Consider the following 17,467-nt stretch of genomic DNA (forward strand, 5'->3'; position numbering starts at 1 on the left):
TGTTATGATATGTAAGTAGGAGGACATCTATAAAAATGCAAAAAAAAAGAAGGGCGAGCCCTTCTTTTTTCAAAAATTACTTCTTGTTTACGTTAGTAGCTTGAGGTCCACGGTTACCTTGTTCTACTTCGAAAGTAACTTCTTGACCTTCTTCTAAAGTTTTGAAGCCTTCGCCTTGGATAGCTGAGAAATGAACGAATACGTCTTCTCCGCCTTCAACTTCGATGAAACCGAAACCTTTTTCTGAGTTAAACCATTTTACTTTACCGTTTTGCATGAAAAAAATCCTCCTACAATGTACCTATATGTACATATTCATTTTCAACCACCTTACAATAATAAGCCAGATATTAAAAAACTGCAACCCCTGAGGAGATTTAACATTGCTATCCTCCTCGGAAGTTACAGCTCATTTAAATCTCTATATTATTAAAAGTAAAATGGTTTAAATATACTATATCATATCAATATAATAAAAGTAAAGTTTTTTTCTTAAATTATTTTTTGTTCCCACTGCATTGCTTTTAATTCACCTGATCCGGCTACTACATAACCATCTTTTTGATTAACAATGCGCCATCCGTGCCCTTTAACTGAATCACATACTGTAACAATACCTTCTTCAAGAAGCACACGGCACACACTACTAATCCCCGCCTTATTTTGCGTTGAAGTTGTATATAAAACATGTTGATCTACACTTAAGTCTAAATAACTACTTGCTTTCTGCTCACTTTGACATGTATGCCAATATATTTTTTCACTTGCAATACTTTCATCTATTTTACAATAAGAAATATTTCCGCTAACTCCCTTGCACGATCCACTTGCCGCTACTAAATAAGAATTGTGTAAAGTCAACGCGGAGATCATTTGATTCATCGCAATTTTAATCCTCTTTAATTTACGTGTCTTCAAATCAAAGAGCCAAACACCACCATATTTAGCATGTATTTTCGTACCAATAAATAAGTAATGTTTATATAAAAATAATGATCGAATAGACGGTGCCGCACTGCCATACTCAAGAAACGGATGAATAGTTTCCCATGTCAAACCGAAATTATTAGAAAGATACAGCGTTTTTTCTCCATGAGCAACAACAGTTCCTTGTACATTGCTACATACATTCCAACTCGTTGCTTTTGTTGGAAAACGCTGAATTGTCCAGTTCTCTCCACCATTCATACTGCGAATAAAAATCCCTTCGTCACCTACACCATAAACTACATTATCTTCGCTATGTAAATCCCTAATTCGTTTTTGAAAACCATTTAAAATTCGTTTCCATTCTCCGTCTTGTTCAACAAATAAGCCATTATATGTAGTAGCTAACAACAGTTTTCCATCTCTTAACTTTGTAATAGCAGTTGCACTTAACATTGTCTCCACGTTGACACTCCCATTCTTAGAACTTCTCAGCAAATGCAATTGCAAAATTACTGCATTTTTCAACATCCTCTTCATCTTCTGGAGCTAATTCAATTTTCAGCCCTTCTTGTACAAGCTCTGCACCGCGTTCCACAAGACGTTCTTCAAATATCGTTACCGCTTCACAAAACAGTTCATACGCTGTATCACCCGATCCGAATACCGCTACCTTTTTCCCAGCTAAATCTATATTTTCTAAGTCATCATGAAAATCTTCCGCTTCAAATGGTAATTCACCATCGCCCCACGTATAAGATCCTAAAATGATTCCATCATAAGCTAATAATTCTTCAGCGTCCATGCCTTCCATTTCTTGCAATACTACTTCATGATCAAAAGCATCTAAACTAACTTTAATTAAATCAGCAATACTCTCTGTATTTCCTGACATACTTGCATAAGCTATTAAAATTTTTGCCACTTTGGCATCCCCCTCTAACAATAAATGATTCTCATTCTCATTATATTAATAATGAGAATCAATTTCAATTGATTTTTTCTACTTTTATTTACATTTCACATTACTTATTTCAAATAAGGTGAAACTTTAATCAGTGAGGGTATTCATCCCCCACCTAACTTCTTTGTTTCCGCTGAATTTTGAGGCGGGGGGGCTTACTGCCCGGCAAATAGCGGGATAAAGTGAAAGTTTAATGAGTCCTCACCAATCAGGCTTTTTCAGACAACCCACAAAGAGCGGAATAAATAAAAAAGCACAGATGACTATACAATCATCTGTGCTTTTTTATTATTTTTTAAAAATACCAAAAGGCTTTCCTACTGGTAAAACAACTTTTCCGAAGTGTGTATTTAACACTGCTGCTGCTGAACCGTAGAAAGATAATAATGAAATAAGAAGTTCAGAATATGCTGCTAAATTATGCATTGCATGCGGCATAACACCTAAAGTACTTAATGAAAGACCGATAAATAAGAAATCAATAAGGACGAAAATCATAAATAATACTTTATGTGTTTCCATTGCACCAATTGTCATAAAGATTGTGAAAATCAAATATCCGATAAAGGCTACACCAAGCTGTTTTGAATCTGCAGCTTGTGCTAATTTTTCGCCAAATACTCCAAGTTGAATTAACCAAGTCATTCCAACACCTAGCCAAAATAGACCGTACGCACCGAATGCTGTTGTACCGAATGTATTGTTATGCTTTGCATCATGAATGCAAGCAAAGATTTGTGCAAATCCTCCTAAAAAGATTGCCCACGGTAATACAAGTGAAACGCCATCTGTTAAGCCTAACTTTTGAGATGATGCTACAAGTGTTACCATCGCTAATCCAAATAGACCAATTCCAGATGGATCCGCTGTTGTCATTTTCACATGATGTGTAGTAGTTTGATTGCTCATATAAACCTCCTGATTATAAACATACTCGAATACAATACTTAAATCAGAAGACTATGTCAATGGTTTTTTTTGTATGTTGTCAGACGTTATATTTTATAATGATTAAATATATTTCTGACCACTTCATAAGGTTTTATATTCACTTTTTCCAACTCGTTTATCGGTAGCCATAACGGAATATAATTTCCCCTACCTTCCAGCTGAAATTCCTCAGCTGTTCCGCTTCCGAACACTCCGCCTGTAATATAGGCAGCATAATAATATTCATTTCCTTTATATTTTACCTTTGCAATAAGGTGCTCCACTTGTATATGTACCCCTAATTCTTCGTATACCTCTCTTTTCGTTGCCTCTTCAGGCGTTTCACCTTCCTCAATCCCTCCGCCAGGAAAAACATAATATCTTTCCTCTTCTCGAATACGTTTTATAAGAGCGATTTTTCCTTCCTGTACAATGATAGCGGCTCCGCGATTTCTTATCATTTTATTACCTCAATACGAATCGCAACTGTTCCCCACTCTTTTTCTTGTTCTTTCGTATATATTTTGTATGTACTTTCTAACATTTCCTCTAAACTATCATTTTCACAATCCAATAATTTTTTATCGATTTGTTCATATATAGCTTTAAAGCTCTCGTATCGCTTTATTTCCGTTACTTTTACCGTCATCATTTCTGTTGTCTTAAGATTCGTAAATACGATTTCATCGTCTTTGTTTATTAGTTGACGTTTTTTATCGTATAGGCGTACTTCATATACTTTTTTCCCTGATCGAATTGACTGAAACGGTTTATTATATAAACCCATTTCGTATCGCATACATCCCACTCCCTTTTGTTCATTTCACCTATTAATACAGTTCACATTACTACATCTTGCATATAATATTCCATACGTATCACTTAATTGAGAAAGGAGGCTGAAGAAGCATGTTATATTTAAATCAAAAACCTGAATATAATAAATATGATATTGGTGATTATACTTATAGTAAAGTAGGGCCAACCATTTTTTCTTGGAACGATGAAACAAAATTAAAAATAGGTAAGTTTTGTTCATTAGCAGAAGAAGTCGTTTTCATACTTGGCGGTGAACATCGCGCAGACTGGATAACAACTTATCCATTTAATGCACTTTTTGATGAAGGAGCACATATTACTGGTCACCCTTCTTCAAAAGGTGATATCGTAGTTGGCAATGATGTATGGATTGGTTATCAATCCTGCATTTTATCTGGTGTTACAATTGGTAACGGTGCCATTATTGGTGCAAAAAGTGTTGTTACAAAAGACGTCCCTCCATATGCAATTGTGGCTGGTAATCCAGCAAAATTTATTCGATATCGTTTCCCGCAAGAAACAATTGACAAACTAGAGAATCTTGCATGGTGGGACTGGGACATTTCTGTTATAAAAGGAGCTATTCCATTACTACTTTCCGACAAAATCGACGAATTTTTCACCTCGCCCGAAAATGAATCTATATGATTAAAACAGAAAGAGCATCCAATTATTTTTCAGGATGCTCTTTCTGTTTTTATTTTTTATGTCCATGCAAATGATTACACGGAGAACATTGAAATGGAATCTTATCTAAGCAATTAAAGTTTGTTTCGCAAATTTGTTCAATCGTTGGAACAAATGGAATGACAACTATGTTACTTTCTACTATTTGTGTAACAGGTGGCAATACTGTGCCTACTTGATGTTCAAAACGAATACTCGCTTGATTTATATAATTTCCTGAACCATTTGGCGCGCTCTGTACTGCTACTTGGAACGAAACTGTCCTTGCTTCACCAGGATTTAAACTTCCGATAAGAAACCCTACTGCCGGGCTTACATTCGGCACTGGCGTATTATCAACCGTTACACTTCCAGGAACAAATCGAACACTACTATCTAACATATCTTGAAAACGAATATTTTGCATTACAGTATCACCCGTATTTGTGATGACTGTCGTAAACGTAATGACATCTCCAATTGTTGCTACCTGTAAATCTGTCGTTTTTACGACTGTCGTTGAGACATTTTGAGGAATAAACGGGATAACAACTGTATTACTATCACCTTCAACTACTACTGGCGGCTCATTCGGATTTACAGTTGCAAGCCCATTCGCTGTAGCAGTATTTGTAACTAAATTATTTACTTGCCCTCCTATTATTACAACTTGGAAATTAATAATTGCTGCATCATTTGGCTGAAAATCACCTAACGGAATACCAGTATTCGGATTAGCAAATGGAAGAGGTACATCATTTACCGTTACCGTACCATTTATAAATAGCGTATTCGGATCAATGATATCTGTTAACACAATATTGGTCACAGGAACTGTACTATCATTTATAACAGCGATTCCGTAAGTGACAACATCCCCTATCATTGCTACTTCAAAGTTTGCTCCTTTTGCAACAAATAAGATTGCAGTATTTACCGTCACTATAACTGTATTGCTTGTATCCATCACTGTAACTGGCGGCTCCCCTGGTACTAAAATATATTCTGCTAACGCCCCAGCAACGTTCACTACTGTACCACCATCCGGAAAACTTGTAATCGTAGCTTCATATGTTACAAGTGCCGTCTCACCAACTGGTATATCAGGTATCGTAAATCCAATCTGCGGATTTAACCCCGGTTGCGGAACCCCATTTATCGTTACACTATTTGGAACGAAATCAGCTTCCTGAGATAGCACATCGATAAATTGAACATTCATTGCATCAGCAGTACCAGTATTTAATATACGAACAGTATACGTTACCGTTTCTCCTACACCAACAACTGAATGGTCTACTTCTTTTAGCATATCTAAGCTGCCTCTATTTACCGGCGTAACCGTCGTATTACTTGAATTTGTAATTGTAGACGGAGGTTCTCCTGGAATCAATTCGAAATCACCCGTTACTCTTGCTGTATTCATAATGCTACTAGAAGGCGGAACTGCGATTACATTTACTTCAAATGTAATTAATACACTATCCCCTACTGCAAGATCAGGCAATGCAAAGCCTACAAATGGATCTAAACCTACTTGCGGAATCCCATTTATTTGTACACTTCCAGGAACGAATTCTAAACTAGGTGATGGAACATCGATAAACTGAACATTCGTTGCTGTTACCGTTCCCGTATTTGTAACTTGCACACTATACGTTAACGTATCTCCTAATCGTGTCGCTTCTTTATTTACAGATTTTATAACGCTGAATCGTCCTCTATTCACTCTAGTTATCGTCGTATTACTCGGCTCTGTTACTACAACTGGTGGTTCTCCTGGCACTAAAGTAAAGCTTCCTGTTATATTTGCAACGTTCGTAATTGTTCCTGATGACGGGATGTTTGTAACTGTCGCTTGAAACGTCACTATAACTGTTTCACCAACTGGGATATCTCCAACTCCAAATCCAGTAATCGGATTTAAGTTTGGTTGCGAGGCTCCATTTATCGTTACACTATTTGGTACAAATGACGCCCCTGCTGAAATGGTATCAACAAACTGAACAGCATTAGCTGTTACTGTTCCAGTATTTGTTATTTGAACCGTATACGTTAATATATCTCCAACGAGAGTAGCAACCCTATTTACTTGTTTAATAACATTAAATTGCCCTCTATTTACAGTTGTAAGTGTTGTATCGCTCGGCTCTGTTACTATAACTGGTGGTTCTCCTGGTACTAATACAAAACTTCCAGTTACATTTGCCGTATTGGCAATTGTTCCGTTTGATGGCGCACTAACAACGGTTACTTGGAAGATGACTTCTACACTTTCACCTGGGTTTATATCTGGAAGCGGGAATCCATTATTCGGATTGAATCCAGGTTGTAACACACCGTCTATCGTTACAGTGTTCGGCACGAATGCTATAGAGGAAGGTAATACATCACTATATTGAACATTCGTTGCTGGCACTGTTCCTGTATTTTGAACTACTGTTGTATATGTGATTGTATCGCCTACTGCAACAACCGGCTGACTCACTGATTTTAAAACATTCAAACCAGGCTCATTGATTTCTGTTAATGTCGTATTACTTGTCGTTGTTTCCGTAATAGGCGGTTCTGTTTCACTTACAGCAAATGTAGCTGTAACGTCTACAAAATTAACAATCGTTCCACCTTCTGGTATGCTTGTAACCACTTCCTGATATGTGACAAGTACAAAATCATCGACAGGTATATTTGGAACTGTAAAACCAATGAAAGGATCTAATCCTGGTGCTGGTACCCCGTTTATGCTCACACTTCCTGGTACAAATGCTACACCAGCAGAAGTCGTATCGATAAATTGAACATTGGTCGCTGGCACTGTTCCGAAATTAAATATCAATACATCATACGTTAATATTTCTCCTACAGTGGCTACTTCTTTATCTACTAGTTTTAACGGAAAAATAGACGCTATATTAATTGTCGTAACGACTAAATTCGTTAATATCGTTTCTGTAATCGGTGGTTCCTGCGGATTCGGTTGTGAAGTAAATGTAACATCTGCATCATTTAATATGACTTCATTATCTGGAATTTCTGTAATCAACACTTGGAATGTGACCTCAATACTTCCACCAGCGATTAATAATGGAGTAACTGTAAATCCTATTTCTGGATTTACACCAAGTTGCTGCACTCCACCTATCGTTACACTATTGTCAACAAACGTCGTTCCTTCTGGTATGACATCTTGGAAGAACACATCTGTAACAGGGATAATTCCTACGTTTGAAATGAGCACAGTATACGTTAATACATCCCCAACGGCCCCAGTTGCAACATCAACTGTTTTTGTTGCAGTTACTTCACCAGGAGGAGGTAACGGTATTGTAACTACCGTTGTATTACTTGAATTCGTTGTTGTTACAGGTGGCTGTAAAGGATTTAATAAGAAAGTGGCTGTAGCAGATGCTGTATTTAATACCGCTCCACGTGTAGACGGTGCAACTACCGTAACTTGGAACGTTACTGTCAATGATGTTCCAGCTGCAATATTAGGAAGCGGGAAACCAACATTTGGGTCAAATCCAGGTTGTGGCGTTCCATTTATCGTTACACTATTTGCTACAAAAGTTGTTTCTAAAGCAATTGGATCAAGGAAAGAGACATTCGTCGCTGTTACTGTACCGTTATTTCGAATGACAACAGAATACGTGTAAGTTTCTCCAAGTGCTGCTTGTTGTACAGATGAAGATTTTTGTATATTTAACTGTGCTGTGTTTACTTGCGTCACTACAAAATTACTATTTGTAACAGTTGTTACTGGAGGATTTTCTGGATTTATAAGAAAACTTGCAGTAACGTTAGATTGGTTTCTTATATTTCCACCGCTCGGTACACTCGTCACTGTAACTTGAAACGTAATCGTAGCCGTTTGCCCGACCGGAATATTTGGTACTGGGAAACCTAGCATAGGATCCGCGCCTTGCTGTACGACTCCATTTATCGTCACACTATTTGCCACAAAGACAGTACCAGACGGAATTGGATCTTGAAAAATAATATTTGTTGCAGGAACAGTTCCTGTATTTTGAATAAGAATCGTATACGTTAACGTATCTCCTACACCGGCTTGTAGTGTATTTACACTCTTCATTACATTAAGTGACCCTACATTCACTCGCGTCACAACAATATTACTAATCGTTACAATTGTAATTGGTGGCTGGAGAGGACTTACTTGGAAATCAGCAGTTACATTCGCATTATTCGGAAGAACTCTATTTGGTGGTACACTCGTAATTGTCACTTGAAAAGTAACTGTTACCATCCCTCCTACTGGAATATTAGCAAGTGGAAATCCAGTTGTTGGATTTAAACCAGGTTGAGATATCCCGTTTATTGTTACACTATTCGCTACAAACGTTGTTCCAGATGGAATTGGATCAAGGAACGATACATTGGTTGCTGCTACTGTCCCACTATTTTGTATACGTACTGTATACGTTAGCGTATCTCCTACACCAGCTTCAGTAGCGCTTACACTTTTTATTACATTTAACCCTGAAGAATTTACAACCGTCATAACAGTATTACTTGGTTCTGTTACAGTAATTGGTGGCTCTGTTGGATTTACAAGGAAATCCCCTGTAACATTCGCACTGTTTACAACATTATTTCCAAGTGGAACTTCATCAATTAATACTTCAAATGTAACAATTACACTCGCACCAGCGGGCAAATTATTTAATGGGAATCCGAATTCTGGATCTGCCCCTTCTTGTAAGATCCCATTCACAAAGACACTGTTTTCAATAAATAATGTACCTTGTGGAATTGAATCTTGGAAAAATACATTTGTAGCTGGTACACTACCCGCGTTTATGACTTCGATTGTATATACTAAAATATCTCCTACCGTTGCAACATCCGTATTTACTGATTTCACAACTTCAAAGTTCCCTGATTGTACAGTTGTATTCACAAGGTTACTCGGAACATTGATTGTTACGGGGGGTTCACTCGGGTTCACTTGAAAACTTGCTGTTACATTTGCTTGATTTAAAATATCTTCATTTTCTGGATCCTGTACAATTAATACATCAAATGTGACTACAACCGTTTGAGCCGCAGGAATATTCGGAAGAGAAAATCCTGTATTCGGATTCAATCCACTTTGCGGTACTCCATTAATTGTTACAGAATTTGCAACAAATGAAACAGCGGAAGAAATAGCGTCTTGGAAAAATACATTAGTTAACGGGACGTTTCCTGTATTTTGAACGGCAATTGTGTATGTTAAAGTGTCTCCTACTGCTGCTTGCGTTGTATTCACTTCTTTTATTACATTTAAACCGCCTGTATTAACTTGTGTCACAACTGTATTCGTTTGTCTATTAATCGTTATTGGTGGCTGATTTGGAATAACGACGAAATTAGCAGTTACATTTCCGCGATTCGCAATTGTGCCTCCTGATGGCGTTGATGTCACTCGTACTTGAAAAGTCACTGTCCTACTTCCGCCGGGAGATATATTTGCTACTGTAAACCCAGTCGCTGGATTTACCCCAGGTTGTGAAACCCCATCCACAGTCACACTATTTGCTATAAATGTCGTTCCAATTGGGATTGGATCTTGAAAAATAACGTTCGTTGCAAGTACATTTCCTGTATTTTGAATTGTTACCGTGTACGTAAGAACGTCGTTAACCGTTACAAAAGCTTTATCCACTGTTTTTCTCGTTGTTATATCAGCTATATTAATTGTCGTAACTACAGTATTACTTGTCGCTTGCCCTGAAACTGGTTGTTGACCAGGCACTGGAGTAAAGGTAAATGTTGCACTCGCACGGTTCGGAATTGGGTTGACAAGAGGATTAGATGTTACTCGAACTTGAAATCGCACTACAGTCGTTTGCGAGGCATTAATACTTCCTAGATTAATACTACTTGCTGGATTTGCTCCTGGACGTGCTACTCCATTTACCGTAACGCTGTTTGCGACAAATGTTGTTCCTGCAGGAATACTATCAACAAAAATTACATTGTTCGCAGCGACATTCCCATTATTTGTAACATTAACTGTGTATGTTAATAAATCATTAAGTGTCGCAGTCTGTAGATCTACAGATTTTTGCATACTTATAGTTGCTTGGTTCACTGTCGTTTGTACTGTATTTGAAGAAGATGTACTTGTAATAGGAGAACTACCGACAAAAGGACGGAATTGATATGACACCATTGCCCGATTTGGAATAGGGTTTGGGTTCGGAAACGATGTTATTCGTACTTGAAATGTAACAACTCTTTGCGTGTTATTTGGGATTGTTCCTAAATTAATTCCATTAGCAGGGTTTGCATTCGGCTGCGTTACCCCCCCTATCGTTACACTACCTGCAACAAACGTCGTTCCGCTCGGAATACTATCACGTAATACAACGTTTTCTGCACTTCCTGTTCCTGTATTTGGGACCGTAATCGTATAAGTGAGAGTATCCCCTACCCCTGCGACTGTTCTATTGACCGATTTAACAGGATTAATAATTGGACCTGTTGCATCAATTTGAACACCAAAACCAGCTGCAGCGTATCCATCTCCATTTGTAACAAATCGAACAGTTGCTGACGTTTGATTGTTTACTAAAGATGCGGAGGCATCTACATTCGTAATATCCCACCCCTGTCTTCGGACAGCCAAAGCTACCCCTAACGGCTGATTTAAATCTCCAAATGTACCGCTCGTATCTAAATTTCCGCTGTCATTACAAATTTGAGACTGGAAGAAATTATTTGCAGGATTTCTCGGCCCGAATAATGCAACTGTAGCACTCGCATTCGGTCCAAAGCGAAGTTGATCTCCAGAAATGTTAGAATCACCTTCTTGAGCAGTTACAAGTACCCTTCCTGTTACAGCTCCTGTAGCTGGCGTAGCAAATCCGGAAATAGTAGCATCAACTGGTGGTGATGAAGCATCAATAATTTCTTGACCTGCATATACTGACAAATTTCGAAGTGGTAAACTTGCATTTTGATACACAACCTCAAGCGTCCAGCCCGCTGAACGGCTAATTGTTGGGTCAGCTGAAGTTCTTGCAGCTGGCACGGCACCTGTAGTATATGTGCCTGCTCCACCTGCACTAACAAGATTCGTTACATTGGCAGAGCGAGCATAATAAAACTGGTTTCCTACTGAACCTTGCTGCGCGGTAGCAGGATCTGGCGTAACAGAAAACGTCCCTGCTGGCGTTGTAAATGTAATGTTATCATTTAAAAATGGTAAAACATCTTCCGTATCAGTCCGGAAAGTACCAGCCCAAACTAATTCTGCATATAACACACTGCTTCCCGCTGGAAGATTTAAAATTGCACTTGAAGAATTCAATTGCCACTCATCTGTTGTCCCCGCTGGGAATCCTGGTACTTGCAACGCTGTATTTACTGTCGTAAACACAGCAAGTGTACCAAAAATATTACCTGGTGCAGGTGATGTAGGGCTAAGTCCCAGCGTATTCCCAGTAAACGTGACGGCACCAGGTACTGTTGTCGTAAACCGATTTATAAAAGGCACACAATCATCTCATTTCAATTATAGTAAAAAGTGCTCTATACTATAAAATGTAGACAAACTATACAATGTACGTTGTCCAACAAAATTCCGCACATATGAGAGGGGTTTATAAAACTATGCGCTACGTTATTATAACAGGAACTTCACAAGGTTTAGGTGAGGCTATTGCCACACAATTGTTAGAAAAAAATACAACTGTCATCTCTATTTCTAGAAGAGAAAATAAAGAGCTTACGAAACTCGCAGAACAATATAATAGCAATTGTGTTTTCCACTCCTTAGATCTTCAAGATGTACATAATTTAGAAACGAACTTTAACAAAATCATTTCATCTATTCAAGAAGACAGTGTATCTTCTATTCATTTAATTAATAATGCGGGTACGGTTGCTCCTATGAAGCCAATTGAAAAAGCAGAAAGTGAACAATTCATTACGAACGTTCACATTAATTTACTTGCACCTATGATTCTCACCTCTACTTTCATGAAACATACGAAAGAATGGAAAGTAGATAAACGTGTTATAAACATCTCATCTGGTGCAGGAAAAAATCCTTACTTCGGATGGGGCGCTTATTGTACAACGAAAGCTGGCGTAAATATGTTTACACAGTGCGTGGCAACGGAAGAAGCAGTAAAAGAATTTCCAGTAAAAATCGTCGCTTTTGCACCTGGTGTTGTTGATACAAATATGCAAGCACAAATTCGGAAAACAAATAAAGAAGACTTCACAAATTTAGATCGATTCATCGCATTAAAAGAAGAAGGAAAGCTATTATCACCTGAATACGTTGCGAAAGCTATTCGTAACTTACTAGAAACCGAAGACTTCCCTCAAGGCAAGGTTATTAGAATTGATGAATAACAAAAAGGCGTGCTATTTTAGCACGCCTTTTTGTTCTACTTCTCTAAAAATATAAGCACAGACTCCGCAATTTGCTCATAACCAATTTCTTGATAAATTTTATTCGATGTCGGATTTGCCAGGTCCGTATATAATGTCGTTGTTTTGTAACCTTCATCTAACATACGTTGACTAAGTGCCGCTACGCAATTAGATGCGTATCCCTTTTTCCTTTCTTCTTTCGGCGTATATACAAAATTAACTGTTATATTATTTTTAGTTGGTCTCGTTTTTGCAGCTACAGAAACGAGTTTCCCATCCACTTCCAAACCAAACAGTCGATTTGTAGTTATTAATGTATATGCAGTTTGTTTTACTTCTTCTTTCGTAGTAGGAAGCTTTACATCTTCACAAAATTGATATATCCACTGTTCTATTAATGGTAATTCATCATTATTTACCGCTCGAAAAAGTCCATTCGCATTACACTTCTTCTTTACTCTGTTCAACTCATACACACCTTGCTCCATTGCAACATGGGTTTTTTTATTTTCTAATACTGCAATCTCTTTCGCTAATTTCTGTACAATTTTCTTATTACCGATCAATCCAGGAATATCCGGATATATTTTCGTTAATTCTTTTGCAAGTTCCTCAATAGTTACTCCCGCAATTTCAGAAGTTGCAACAATGATTTGTTTCTTCTCTTCTGTTTGCAGAAATACAACCGCAATTTCTTCTCCTTGTTTCGCTATCCCCATAAATATCGGTTCTTGGACCATTTGTAATACACCTAATATGAGATTGTTTTCCTGCTCATTCTTTTCTAGAAATGGTGTAACATCTTCTTTAAAATGAAAAATCTCTTCATATACATGTAATTGAATCATCGACAATCTCTTCTCTCTATTTATATTTTAATTAAGTATTGGCGATTAATTCATTAAATCCCTCTTTTACGATTCAATAATATTCAAAGCTAATGTATTTAAAGTATTTTCAGCTTGTAAAATTCTCTGTCTTTCCTTTTCAAATACATCTTCTTCTTTTCGAAATGACTCTTTTCGATTTTTGATCATGCGTTCCATTTCTTTTTTACTCGGTCCACCGTATACATTTCTTTTTTGAATAAAAGCTTCTGGCGATATAATTTCTTTCCACTCTTTTTCTAATAGATTTATATTAAACTTTTCTTGTAAGTATATATTTACGTCTTTCAAATGCAATTCATAAAGCTCCTTTTTCTGCTCCAATGACATACTTGCAATAGTACTTGCTGCATGATGAGCATGCCGAAATGGAATTTCATAGTTTTTCGTTAACACATCTGCGAAATCTGTAATCGTAATTGCATGTTTATAGGAACGATTTTTCAACGTTTCTTCCTCTACTTTCATCGTTCGAATGACTGCATTCATAATAGAAAAAACACGAATAGTCTTTTCAATCCCTTTATATAAATATGGCTGCAAGTCATCTTCCGTATCGACAATATCACCAAATGGTGTATTATGAATCATTTGAAACACTGTAAATGCTTCTCCTAAAGCACTACTCGTAATTGCACGAGCATGCTCAATGGAAACCGGATTTCGTTTTTGCGGCATAATACTACTGATTTGTACATATGGCTTTGCAACAGTAATACCGTCATATTCTTTCGTTGCTAACAACAAAAAGTCATGAATCCATCTACTCGTATTCGTCATCATTACCATAAGTAGCGAGCTAACTTCTAATAAATAATCCGCTCCGGCAACAGCATCATATGAGTTCTCAATTACATTTGCAAATCCAAGTAGATGAGCAACTCGTTCTCGTTTAATCGGGAAACTTGTTGTAGAGAGTGCAGCCGCCCCCATTGGAGACTGATTTAAAAGCTGGTACGTTTTTTTCATTCGTTCTAAATCTCTTTGCATCGTATCATAAATTGCTAACGTATAATGACCAAATGTTGTTGGCTGCGCTGGTTGTGTATGTGTATAAGCTGTCATAATCGTTTCCTTATGATCATCGGCAAGTTGCAGCATACTTTCTTGCAATAACAAATGATGTTCCATTAATCGTAGTACGTATCGCCTTAAACTCATGCGATACATCGTTACACCCATATCATTTCTACTTCTACCAATATGCATATTACTTACAAAATCGCATTTCGCTTCTTGAAAAATTAAATGCTCCACTAAAAAAAAGAGATCTTCATGCTGCTCTGTATAGAGCAATTGATCTTTTGGAATTCCCTCTATCTTTTTTAGTGCGTTTAATATAACTTTAGCTTCTTCTTTTTCCAATAAATTTTCTTCCGTCAGCATCATAATATGCGCTTTATGCACTTGAAACATGTCTTTCAATAAATAATTTCGTTGAAACTCAAATACATGTTGTAATACGCAATTCACGTATGTTTTCCCAGGGAAATCAGCGCCTTCGCTCTTTATAAACTCTTCTTTACTTTGTTTCATCACCTTTTCCCCTCTCACCTAAGTATTACTAACCATCATACCCAGAGATAGAAAAAAAGTGCTTGTACATAAAAATAAACTCGGTGCTCTCTGCACCGAGTTTATTTAATAAAAGTCGCATCATACTTATCACTTTGCAACACTTGGAAATGTAAGTTTGCTAAATGTTTCCGTATTTCTGCACTATCGTCTTCATTTAAATTATTCGCCAAAAACACAATCTCCGTACAGTTTCCACGTTTATCCATAGCGTAAACTGCTTTTGTAACCGTCCATGGTGTATAACCATTCTTTTGCCCAGCATGTCTAAATGTTTTACGGTATTTCTTGGCACTCATGTCTGTTTCAACGATATTTGCCCACACTTTTTCTTCAGCTTCTGTCAAGCCACCTTTATGGTTTGCCTTTTGAAGTAATACCATATAATCATTTGCAGAAGCTGCTGGTAATCTATCTGACCAAATTTTGTCGTAACGTTCCTCTAAATAAAGCGGAATTTCCTTCTGTAATAATGGTCCCTTCTTCTTTAAGCGTTCATGAATAATCATTGCATATTCACGATATTGCTCTTGAGACATTTCTTTTAACTTTTTCTCTATTTTATATTTTGGAACATGTAATTCTTTATGCAAATATCCCGGGATATATAAAGATGAAACGATTGGAAATAGTGGTTGATGTGCAGGAAGTGATAAACTTTGTAAATTCCGATTAATATTATCTAATCCTAACACTTCCATTAAGTACTCAGCATTTGCATTTGAACTAAATTTAACCATTCCTTTTGCTACTTCTTCTAAAGAAACCGCTCCTTCAGTTATCTTTCCTTTCTTTTCCAAGTACCTTTGCCATCTATCTTGCGCACCACCATCTGTATTCGGTACATAATACCGATTCACATCATTAATGGAAACGAAACTAGAAGAATCAATTTTCCCTTCCGTAACTTGTTTCGTATATTCAAGCGCTACAATTAATTTCATCGTACTAGCAACTGGCAATACAACATTCGGATTTACAGAATAAACAACTTTATCATTTCTCTTTACTAAAAGCGCACTATTTTTTTCATCTTTATGTTCTTCAATAAAGGATGCGATATACTGTGCATCATCATTATTTGAACTCCAAACTTTTTTCACTAAAAAATTACCCGATATTAGCAAAACGAAAATACCCACAATCACTGCGCATACTATAGTTTTTTTCAAGTAAAATTCCTCTCCTATTGTGTAACTCTTTCTCTTTATCTTTAAAAGAACAAAATAATGGAGATGGTTATTTGAATAACCATCTCCATTATTTTAACTTGTATACTCCCATTATGTCTATGTCATGATTTTCACAAAATCCTCAAGGAATTTTTTATAATGTAATGACCAACCAATTCGCACCCAATTTTTTAAGGCTTTTGCATCAGGTTGAGGACGGAAATCTGCAATACTTTCTCCTTTTGCAATCCCCACTGTATCTACATCTACACGACGATACACATAATCCAATATTGAAGGATTCGCCGCGACCATCATTGTAACAACATCATGTACCGGACTTCCTGTTATTTTCGGATTTAACTTTCTATAAGCTTTATAATAATACGTAAAAATCGGTTCAATTAATTTATTAAAACTCGTTTTAGAATGTTTCGTAATGTACTTTACCATCTCTGGCGTAATTATAGCTTCAGATGTAACATTAAGCGGCACCAACGTCACATTCTTGGCATTTTGCATTACTAATTGTGATGCAATAGGATCACCATGAAAATTCGCTTCTGCGACTGGTGTAACATTTCCAGGCATTAAAAAAGCACCGCCCATTATATAATATTCTTTCACATACTTCATCAATGGTTTTTCTAAAATAAATGCTGTCGCAAGTGTCGTTGACCTCCCGGCATCAACTATAATTAATTCTCCTTTATATTTTTCAAGAATGTCAAAAAACTCACAAAAAGGCCTTATATTTGGAGAAAGATTTTTTGGCGGTCGAATTGGTCCTAAACCTTCCGCCCCATGAATTTCTGGATAATACGTTGTAATATCTCCAGATAAAGGGATTTTCGCACCATTAATAATAGGTATATCTTCCCGCCCTGCCAGTTGCAATAAATATGCCGCATTACTTGTCGCCTTTTCTTGCGTTACATTTCCATACCCCGTTACTACACCAACAATATCAATATCAGGATGTAACAATCCATACATAATTGCCAAAGAGTCATCAATTCCCGGGTCTCCTAAAAATAATACTTTTTTCATCGCCCTCAACTCCATCCCCTCAATTGTTATTAATTTATGAATATTCACAGGCTTACAGAATAAAAAAGAACAAATTTATCCGAAAA

13 protein-coding genes are annotated in these 17,467 nt (G+C 36.9%); 2 read left to right on the forward strand and 11 right to left on the reverse strand.

The window, feature by feature from the left end:
- Positions 1–76: 76 nt before the first annotated feature.
- The 6 genes from cspB to MR136_RS07485 form a co-directional block, all read right to left on the reverse strand.
- A complete protein-coding gene (cspB, locus tag MR136_RS07460; protein ID WP_001179150.1) occupies positions 77–277 on the reverse strand; it encodes a cold shock-like protein CspB in 201 nt (66 codons plus the stop codon).
- A 215-nt stretch (positions 278–492) separates the two neighbouring features.
- Positions 493–1,392 carry a WD40/YVTN/BNR-like repeat-containing protein gene (locus MR136_RS07465; RefSeq protein ID WP_000449496.1) on the reverse strand — a complete coding sequence of 300 codons (900 nt, stop codon included), beginning with the start codon at positions 1,390–1,392 and terminating at the stop codon, positions 493–495.
- A gap of 16 nt (positions 1,393–1,408) precedes the next feature.
- Positions 1,409–1,852 carry a flavodoxin gene (locus MR136_RS07470; protein ID WP_001062752.1) on the reverse strand — a complete coding sequence of 148 codons (444 nt, stop codon included), beginning with the start codon at positions 1,850–1,852 and terminating at the stop codon, positions 1,409–1,411.
- A 327-nt stretch (positions 1,853–2,179) separates the two neighbouring features.
- Positions 2,180–2,800, reverse strand: a complete 621-nt coding sequence (locus MR136_RS07475; RefSeq protein WP_000070938.1) for an acetate uptake transporter — start codon at positions 2,798–2,800, stop codon at positions 2,180–2,182.
- 86 nt (positions 2,801–2,886) lie between these two features.
- Entirely contained in the window at positions 2,887–3,282 is a 396-nt protein-coding gene (locus MR136_RS07480) for an NUDIX hydrolase (RefSeq protein WP_000620822.1), read from the reverse strand.
- Positions 3,279–3,620, reverse strand: a complete 342-nt coding sequence (locus MR136_RS07485; protein ID WP_001268367.1) for an ASCH domain-containing protein — start codon at positions 3,618–3,620, stop codon at positions 3,279–3,281. The genes MR136_RS07480 and MR136_RS07485 overlap by 4 nt, the downstream gene beginning before the upstream one ends.
- 110 nt (positions 3,621–3,730) lie before the next feature.
- Here MR136_RS07485 and MR136_RS07490 point away from each other — a divergent pair, with 110 nt between their 5' ends.
- Positions 3,731–4,288, forward strand: a complete 558-nt coding sequence (locus tag MR136_RS07490; RefSeq protein ID WP_000966303.1) for a CatB-related O-acetyltransferase — start codon at positions 3,731–3,733, stop codon at positions 4,286–4,288.
- 49 nt (positions 4,289–4,337) lie between these two features.
- Here the strand turns inward: MR136_RS07490 and MR136_RS07495 are convergent, their stop codons facing one another.
- Complete coding sequence (locus tag MR136_RS07495) at positions 4,338–11,810, reverse strand: DUF7507 domain-containing protein (protein ID WP_017673145.1); 7,473 nt, start codon at positions 11,808–11,810, stop codon at positions 4,338–4,340.
- Positions 11,811–11,926: 116 nt separating this feature from the next.
- Here MR136_RS07495 and MR136_RS07500 point away from each other — a divergent pair, with 116 nt between their 5' ends.
- A complete protein-coding gene (locus MR136_RS07500; protein WP_001271064.1) occupies positions 11,927–12,676 on the forward strand; it encodes a (S)-benzoin forming benzil reductase in 750 nt (249 codons plus the stop codon).
- Between the two features lie 35 nt (positions 12,677–12,711).
- Here the strand turns inward: MR136_RS07500 and MR136_RS07505 are convergent, their stop codons facing one another.
- The 4 genes from MR136_RS07505 to MR136_RS07520 form a co-directional block, all read right to left on the reverse strand.
- Positions 12,712–13,545 carry a GNAT family N-acetyltransferase gene (locus tag MR136_RS07505; protein WP_078420783.1) on the reverse strand — a complete coding sequence of 278 codons (834 nt, stop codon included), beginning with the start codon at positions 13,543–13,545 and terminating at the stop codon, positions 12,712–12,714.
- A 66-nt stretch (positions 13,546–13,611) separates the two neighbouring features.
- Positions 13,612–15,120, reverse strand: a complete 1,509-nt coding sequence (argH, locus tag MR136_RS07510; protein WP_061457561.1) for an argininosuccinate lyase — start codon at positions 15,118–15,120, stop codon at positions 13,612–13,614.
- Positions 15,121–15,221: 101 nt separating this feature from the next.
- Complete coding sequence (locus MR136_RS07515) at positions 15,222–16,331, reverse strand: serine hydrolase (protein WP_000751369.1); 1,110 nt, start codon at positions 16,329–16,331, stop codon at positions 15,222–15,224.
- A 117-nt stretch (positions 16,332–16,448) separates the two neighbouring features.
- Positions 16,449–17,396, reverse strand: coding sequence for a nucleoside hydrolase (locus MR136_RS07520; protein ID WP_009879443.1), 948 nt, complete (start codon positions 17,394–17,396; stop codon positions 16,449–16,451).
- Positions 17,397–17,467: the final 71 nt, after the last annotated feature.

This window comes from Bacillus cereus group sp. BfR-BA-01311, assembly GCF_022664295.1.
Classification (GTDB): Bacteria; Bacillota; Bacilli; order Bacillales; family Bacillaceae_G; genus Bacillus_A; species Bacillus_A cereus.